General features: G+C 73.5%; 6 protein-coding genes. 3 read left to right on the top strand and 3 right to left on the bottom strand.

Going from position 1 to position 7,674, the window contains the following annotated elements; translation table 11 throughout:
• A partial coding sequence (locus AC51EU_RS24250; protein ID WP_496269175.1) for a rhomboid-like protein occupies positions 1-721 on the top strand: 721 nt, incomplete at its 5' end.
• A 72-nt stretch (positions 722-793) separates the two neighbouring features.
• Here AC51EU_RS24250 and AC51EU_RS24245 read toward each other — a convergent pair.
• Positions 794-1,924 (bottom strand): methyltransferase domain-containing protein, encoded by a 1,131-nt coding sequence (locus AC51EU_RS24245; protein ID WP_496269176.1) that lies wholly within the window; start codon positions 1,922-1,924, stop codon positions 794-796.
• Positions 1,925-2,351: 427 nt separating this feature from the next.
• Positions 2,352-3,206: a lysozyme gene (locus tag AC51EU_RS24240; protein ID WP_496269174.1), complete on the bottom strand. Its 855-nt coding sequence runs from the start codon at positions 3,204-3,206 to the stop codon at positions 2,352-2,354.
• A gap of 362 nt (positions 3,207-3,568) precedes the next feature.
• Here AC51EU_RS24240 and AC51EU_RS24235 point away from each other — a divergent pair, with 362 nt between their 5' ends.
• On the top strand, positions 3,569-4,078 hold the full coding sequence (locus AC51EU_RS24235) for a MarR family winged helix-turn-helix transcriptional regulator (protein WP_496269173.1): 510 nt from the start codon (positions 3,569-3,571) through the stop codon (positions 4,076-4,078).
• Positions 4,079-4,147: 69 nt separating this feature from the next.
• Here AC51EU_RS24235 and AC51EU_RS24230 read toward each other — a convergent pair whose 3' ends face one another.
• The gene (locus tag AC51EU_RS24230) at positions 4,148-4,993 is read right to left on the bottom strand and encodes a hypothetical protein (protein ID WP_496269172.1); all 846 of its coding nucleotides are present in this window, start codon (positions 4,991-4,993) and stop codon (positions 4,148-4,150) included.
• A gap of 625 nt (positions 4,994-5,618) precedes the next feature.
• On the opposite strand from AC51EU_RS24230, the gene AC51EU_RS24225 reads away from it, so the two are divergent.
• Positions 5,619-7,674, top strand: a 2,056-nt coding sequence (locus AC51EU_RS24225) for a sensor histidine kinase (protein ID WP_496269171.1), incomplete at its 3' end; no start/stop codon positions are given.

The raw sequence follows: 7,674 nt of genomic DNA, 5'->3' as shown, positions 1-7,674 counted from the left end.
GACGCCCGCCGGGACGCCGTTCACCTTCGTCTATGCCCTGCTCCTCGTCACGACCACACTCTTCGCCGAGGCCGCCGACCCCGCGCTCGTCGACTCCCTGCTGCGCGCCTCCAGTACGGACGTCGGCCACCTCACCCGGGACCCGCTGCTGGTCCTCCTCGCCAGCGCCGCCTGGATCGCGGGCGGCCTGACCTCCGGCTACGCCCTCGCCCTCCCGTTCGTCCTGTCCGCCCTGGAGCGGCGCCTGGGCGGGGCGCGCACGGCCGCGGTGTTCTTCGGCGGCCACGCGCTCGCCACCGTCGCCACCGAACTCCCCGTCGGCTTCTCCGTCGCCCTGGGCGGGCTCCCGCCCAGCTCGCTGCACCGCCTCGACTACGGCATCAGCTTCGGCGTGATGACCTGCGCCGGCGCCCTGGCCGGCCTGCTGCCCCGCTGGTCCCGTCCTCTTCTCCTGGGCGCGGCGGCCACTCTGGCCGTCACCGACCTCCTCGCCCTCGCCGACCCCATGACCGACTGGGGTCATCTCCTCTCCCTCTTCCTGGGCGTCGCCACCTGGCCCCTCCTCCGCCGCGACCACTCCCGCCGCGCCGCCTCCGTCCCCCTCCGCGGCGACCTGGGGCACCCGGCGCTCCGGACGGTCCGGACGGTCCGTCCGGTCCGTGCGGGAGGGGAGCGGGGACGGCGGGTCGTACCTGGCGCGGGGGCGTCCACGCGGGGGTGACCCGACGGCGAGCGAAGGGGCCCTGTCCGTGCGTCGCGGGAGACGCACGGACAGGGCCCCTTCGCGGGGCGGTCAGGAGGCCGCGCGGACCGGTACGAGATGCTCCGGCGAGTCCAACCACACCCGCTCGCCGTCGCCGTCCACGGTCAGACCGAAACGCTCGAACCCCGGTCGGCCCTGGTCCTCCCACCACTGGTGGGCGGCTTCTGCCTCGTCCCAGAGCCGACGCGGGCCGGACTGCCAGACGCGCGCCTTCGCCCCGTCGCGGAACTGCGCACACGCCCATGAGCGGTCCGTGAGTCCGTAGAACCACACGGGTCGTGCCCCGTCCTCCTTGCCGGCGACGACGTGGAGGCAATCCGGCACCCGAAGCCCCAGTGCGAACCGCTGGGGACTGAACCGGGCGGACAGGAACTGATCCTCCGTGACCGTGGTGGACGACTCGTCACCATCGGCCACGCTGCCCGGGACGTACTCGCGGTGGACCACGGGCGGGCAGCGCTGCGCCCGTAGTTTCATGAACTCCACAGGCCCTGTGAACGCCCCTGACGCGCTCTGCCCGTCGCCGGCGACGACCAGCCGGGCCACGGCATCTCCGTTGCCGTAATGCGTCCCCCACGGGACGACGATCACTCCGCCCGGCCGGCTCTGCTCCACCCATGCGAACGGGACGGACCGAAGACCGCAGGTTGCGATGATCCGGTCGTACGGCGCTGCCGCCGGGTACCCCTTGAAGCCGTCCCCGTGCACCACACGGACAGGCGCACCGAAGCGTTCCAGAGCCGCCCGTCCTGTCGCCGCCACGGCTTCGTCCACTTCCACCGTGACGACGTTCCCGGCCCCGAGGCGGTGAGCCATCAGTGCCGCGTTCCAGCCGGTACCGGTGCCGATTTCCATCGCGCGGTTTCCGGGCTGTACGTCCAGGTCCCGGAGCATGGAGAACACCACACTCGGCATGGACGCGGAGCTGGTGGCAACCTGTCCCGGTGCGGCGCCGGAATGCCGGCCGTCGTCCCACTGCGTGACGATCGGCGCGTCGGAGTCGGCGTATCGCTCCCATGTTTCCGGATCGTCCGCCTTGCTGACCGCGACACTCCGGGCGGTGCCCATGTCGAACGGCCACATCAGGTCGGGCAGGAACGCGGAGCGGGGCACAGCCCGAAACGCCGGTGCCCAGTCCGGGGAAAGGAATCCGGCGGACATGAGGACACGCCCCAGCTCTGCACGGCCGGGGCGCTCCTGGTGTGCGTCGGCGGTCACTGGTCAGGCAGCCTTGAGCGGGTCGGGGACGCCGGGACCGTCGTCCGGGGTCGGCGGCTCATGAGGGCCGGGGTACGGCTGTCCCGGCAACTTGTCGCCGTTACCGCCGCTATTGCGCAGGATGACAGGCACGTGTGCTCACCTTCGTTCTGCCGACGCAGGGCCATTCCTCGCGCCATCGTCCTACCTGTTGTCGGCAGGCGCAGTCTCTTCTGCTGAGCCGGACACAGCAACGCCCCGCCGCTTTCCCCCTTGCGTCGTACGGGCAGCCGTCCCCGCCACGGGCTCGTTCACAGACACCCACGGCGGGGGCGGGATCTGCGCCCCGCCGCCCGTGAGGGTGACGGGGCGCTTCGTTTGCCGGGCCGGGTCAGCCGTTGGCCAGTGCCTGGAGGCGGTCGTAGGCGCCGTTGAAGCTGTCGCGGTCGCCGACGGCGGGGCCGGAGGAGGTGTACTGCCAGATGGTGTGGAAGCCCCAGCCGGCCGGGAGTTCGCCGACCGAGGAGCCGTAACGGGGAATCCACAGGGGGTTGACGCTGCCGAAGCCGGAGTAGTTGCCGGTGCACTGCTTCCACCAGTTGGTGGAGGTGTAGATGACGGCGTCGCGGCCGGTGCGGGCCTTGTAGGTGGCGAACCAGTCCTTCATCCAGTTGACCAGCCCGGTCGCGCTCATCCCGTAGCAGGTCTCGCCGTAGGGGTTGTACTCCATGTCCAGCGCGCCGGGCAGCGTCTTGCCGTCCTTGGACCAGCCGCCGCCGTGGTCGGCGAAGTAGTTGGCCTGGGCGGCGCCGCTGGAGGTGTCCGGGGTGGCGAAGTGGTAGGCGCCGCGGATCATGCCGGTGTTGTACGAGCCGTTGTACTGCTGGGCGAAGTACGGGTTGGTGTAGCTGGTGGACTCGGTCGCCTTGACGTACGCGAAGCGCACGCCGCCGCCCGAGAGCGACGACCAGTCGACATTGCCGTTGTGGCCGCTGACGTCCACGCCCTCGACGGAGGCGGCCAGGCCGGGCGGTTGCCCGGTGCCGGGGGCGATGCCCTCGCGGGCGGCGATCTGGGAGCCGGCCCAGTCCCGTTCGGGGTGGGTCGGTTCGGGTGCGCGCCGCGCGGACGCGGCGTCGGCGGGGCCGGCCGTGCCGGCGAGGAGTGCGAGGACCGCGAGAAGCATCCCGGCCGCCGTCGCCAGGGGGCGGGTGCGGTGGGGGGAGCCGGAACCGTGCACGGACATGCGTGCCTCCGTGGATCTCGGTGGGTGACCTGAGGGGGGACGGCGCGAGGCCGGGTCGTGCGCCGTGCGGAGAGGCCGGTGGTGTGCGGGGGTGCCTGGCGGTGCCGAACGTAGCCAGACACACCAACGGCGCGGTGTACAGGAGACGTGGTGCGGGTGGTGCGGCTGGGAAGGGCCGGTGCCCGGCGGCCCGCACTTGGTGTGCCCATGCCAGAATTGACGATACGCGCGTAGACCCTGGCGATAAAAGGGGGGAGCATGGCCGCCGTTGGTCTATTCCTGCGAAATACTGGCCCTAGCTGCGGCTTCGGCCGCGGCCGACGGAAACTTTCAGGGTGAGGAAAGCCGGAAAGGGCGCAGACGTGGACAACTCCGAAGCCCACGGGACGACGGCGGACGGCGGGCCGCGTGAGGCGGACGAGGCGTTCCTGTCCCTGGAGCACGAGCTGGCGGTGTTCCTCCGGCGGGCCCGCGCCACCTCGGGCGAGATGTCCCGCGAGGTCCACCCCGACCTGGAGCCCGCCGCCTACGGGCTGCTGGTCCGGCTCGCCGACACCGGGTCCCAGCGCGCCACCGACCTGGCGGGCTTCTTCGGCGTCGGCAAGGCGACGATAAGCCGTCAGCTCCAGGCCCTGGAGCGGCTGGGGCTCGTCGCCAAGGAGCCCGATCCGGCCGACGGGCGCGCCGTCCTGGTGCGGATCACGGACGAGGGGCGCGAGCGCTTCGCGCGGGTGCGCACCGCCCGCCGGGCCCGCTACGCCCGCCGCCTCGCCTCCTGGGACCGCGCGGAGGTCGCCGAACTGGCCCGGCTCCTCAACCGGCTGAACGCCGAGCAGGAGGGCGAGTGCGAGAGCGGCTGCGGGGGCGCCTGAACGGTGCGGGGAGCGCCGCGTCCGCTGCCGGGCCGTCAGGCCGCCCGCCCGCCATAGGCGCTGAGGGCGTCAGAGTTCCGCGAAGACCACCGCGGCGTCGTCGTGCCGCTTGCCGCGCGGATGGACAAGGCCCCGCGGGTCGGCGGACTCCGCCGCCCGCACCCGGTCGATGAGTGCCTGCGGACCCTTGCGGGCCACCAGCGCCGCGCACTCCGCCCACGACCCCTCCCGGAAGACCTCGACGAAGCGCGCCGCGCCGTCGCTGAGCGCGGTCAGCGAGCGGACCTCGGCGCGCGGGAGGGTGCCGGTGACCGCGCGGGCGGCCACCGCGGGGTCGGCCGCCGCGGTGAAGAAGCCGCCCTCGGCGTTGCGCAGCGCCTCCACGGCGGCGGCGTACGCGCGGCGGGCGGCGGCGCGTTCCGCGGAGTCGCGGGGCAGGGCGCGTACGGCGGAGCCGAGCGAGCGGACCTCGGGCGGGAGGGCGTTCAGGCGGGTGTCGAGGACCGGTCGTACCGTGCCGTCCGCGTGCTCCACGAGCAGCGCCGCATCGGAAAGGACCAGGTGTTCGACGGTGCGTTCGGACCAGCGCGCCGCCACCACGGTTGCCTGGGGCGTACGTGGGTGAGAAAGGTCACAGGTGTCCCGGTGAACGGCGGCCGTACGGGAGATGGCCTCGGCCAGCACCTCGGTGAGCGTCATGTCCCGGCGCGAACCCGACAGTTCGAGCATTGCGCCACCGAGTCGTGCGGTGAACCAGGGGACCGTGTGCACACAGCCGTAGTCGCCCTCCGGTGGCGTCACTCCGTCGAGAAGGACGAGCACACCCCCGTCGCCGGAGGCGGGGAGGGCGACAGATGCGTAGTCCTCGTTCGGGTGTTGAGGGGTGCCGGGCTCGGTGGCGAGTGCGAAGCGCATGACGGGGAGTCTGCCGGAGGCCGGGCGCGCGCGGGCGCCGGGGCGACACGTTTGTGTGCGTTCTGTGTGTGCCCGGGGCGGCCGTGAAAGGGGCGGCCCGTGAGGGACGTCCGGGCCGTGCGGGCGGGCATCTTTTCAGGACCGGTCCGGTTCTCCAAACCCGCCACGAGGTTGCACAGGGTTGCACGAGGGGTGGCACATTCGGGCAAGTTGGTGGTCAACTTCTGATTGATGTTCACTCATTCAAGTGGCCGGGCCGGTGTTGCCGAGCCACTGCGCGGCGCCGGTGGAAAGGTCACTTCCCGGATGATCGGGGGCGGGCCAGGACATTCGACGCGACGCGCACAGCCGGGCTGTTCCCTTCGCGAAGGTGTGCACCGCCGCGCTCTGCGCGCGGGTCCGCCCCACGAACGGAGAGCGAGCCGGGCCCACGGGGCCACACGGCGTGGGTTGCGAGACAGGAATGCGAGCAGCGGTGCGGAAGAAGCGGCTTCGGGGCGGCGCAGGGAAGCCGGGTACACCGGCACGTTCGTTCTCGGCACCGGGTACGGGCACGACGCCCGGTCCCGGCACGGCGGACGGCGGGGCCCCGCGCGGGCGCCCCGCGCGCGTACGTAACCGCCTGATGGGCGCGGTGGCCGTGGTGGCCGCCGCCGTGGTGGGAGCCGGCGCCCCCGCCGTGCTGAGCGCCGTCGACGACACCCACACCAGCCAGCAGCTGGTCGACCTCGCGCAGCTGAACGCGCGCGCCGTCGGCCTCGCCCACTCCGTCGCCGACGAGCGCGACGCCATGACCGAGCACGTCGCCGCCGGCCGCGGCTCCGGTCCGGCGGGCGCCTCCGGCTCCCAGCGCGCCCGGGTGGACCGCCAGGTCCGCGAGCTGCGCGCCGCGGCCAAGGGCGGCACCTCCTTCGACGACGTCGCCGAGCAGCTCGACGCGCTGTCCGGCATCCGGCAGCAGGCGCTGTCCGGGCACGGCTCCGCCCAGGCCACCTTCGACGCGTACAGCCGCGTCGTCCAGGCCCTCGGCGGCATCGCCGACGACCTCGCCCGCCGGCTGCCCGCCCGCGCCGGGGAGGCGGGCGCCGACACCCGCGCCCTGCCCTACCTCGGCCTCGCCGCCGACCAGGCCGCCGCCGCCCGCGCCCTGCTCCTCGCCTCGCTCGCCGGCGGGCAGGAGACCCCGCAGACGCCCCAGCTCCCCGGCGTCCCCACCACCCCGCCGACCGGGACCGGCGGCAAACAGACCGCCAAGCTGACCTCCGCCGCCCAGGTCGCGCACGTACGCGAGCAGGGCGCGCTCGCCGACTTCGCCCGCGTCGCGAGCCCCAAGGCCAAGGACGCCTACGACCGGACCGTCACCGGCTCCGACGTCACCACCGCAGAGCGCTACCTCTCCCGGCTCTCCGGCGGCCGCACCGACACCGGCCTCGACCGCGACCGGGTCCGCGGCAGCCTCACCGCCCGCATCGGGCTGATGCGCGGCGTCGAGTCCTCCATGGCCGCCCAGAACGTGGACCGGCTCAGCACCCTCCGCGACGACGACGTCACCGCGCTGGAGATCCGTATCGCGCTGGTCGGCGCCTGCCTGCTGCTCGCCGCCGGCGTCAGCATCTCCGTCGCCCGCTCGATGACCCGCCCGCTCGCCGCGCTGCGGCTCGGCGCCCAGCGCGTCGCCGCCGACCCCGGCAACGAGGAGCCGATCGGCTTCAAGGGCCGCAACGACGAGTTCGCCGCCACCGTACGGTCCGTCAACGCGCTGCACGCCCAGGTCGGCGAGCTGGCCCGGCGCGGCGCCGAGATGGAGGCCGAACGCGGCCGCCTCGTCGGCAACCGCAAGCAGCTCGCCACGGAACGCCAGGCCCTGCACGACGAGCGGGTGGCGCTCCAGAAGGAGAACGCCGACCTCACCGAGCGGCTCGCGGTGCTGCGCACCGGCGTCCACGGCCGGTTCGTCAACCTGTCGCTGCGCACCCTCGGCCTGGTGGAGCGCCAGCTCGCCGTCATCGAGCAGCTGGAGGAGACCGAGCAGGACCCCGAGCGCCTGGAAACCCTCTTCAAGCTGGACCACTTCGCCGCGCGGATGCGCCGCCACAGCGAGAACCTGCTGGTCCTCGCGGGCGCCGAACAGCACGGCACCACCCACGCCGCCGCCGTGCCGCTGCTGGACGTGCTGCGCGCCTCCATCAGCGAGATCGAGCGCTACGAGCGTGTCCGCATCCTCTCGCTGCCCCCGCACTCCCAGGTCGCGGGCTTCGCCGCGGACGACATCAGCCACCTGGTCTCCGAACTCCTGGAGAACGCCACCGCCTTCTCCCCGCCGGAGGCCCATGTCGAGCTCTCCGGCTGGCTGCTGGAGACCGGCGAGGTCATGCTCTCCGTCCAGGACGAGGGCATCGGCATGACCGCCGAACGCCTCGCCGAGGTCAACGAGCGGCTCGCCGACCCCGAGGTCGCCTCCACCTCCGAGACCGTCGACGAGGCCCTGGGCCTCGGCCTGTACGTGGTGGTGCGGCTGGCCGCCCGGCACGGCGTACGCGTCCAGCTGCGCGACGACCCGCAGGGCGGCGTCACCGCGGTCGTCGTCCTGCCCGGCTCGATCCTGCCCACCCGCCCGATGCACTCCGGCGGCTCGGCCCCCGCGGCCCCCGAACCGGCCGCCCAGCGCCTGCCCGGCTCGG

It is taken from the genome of Candidatus Streptomyces philanthi (assembly GCF_059553635.1).
The sequence above is the reverse complement of the archived record's forward strand: the minus strand, read 5'-3'. Positions and strand labels throughout refer to the sequence as shown.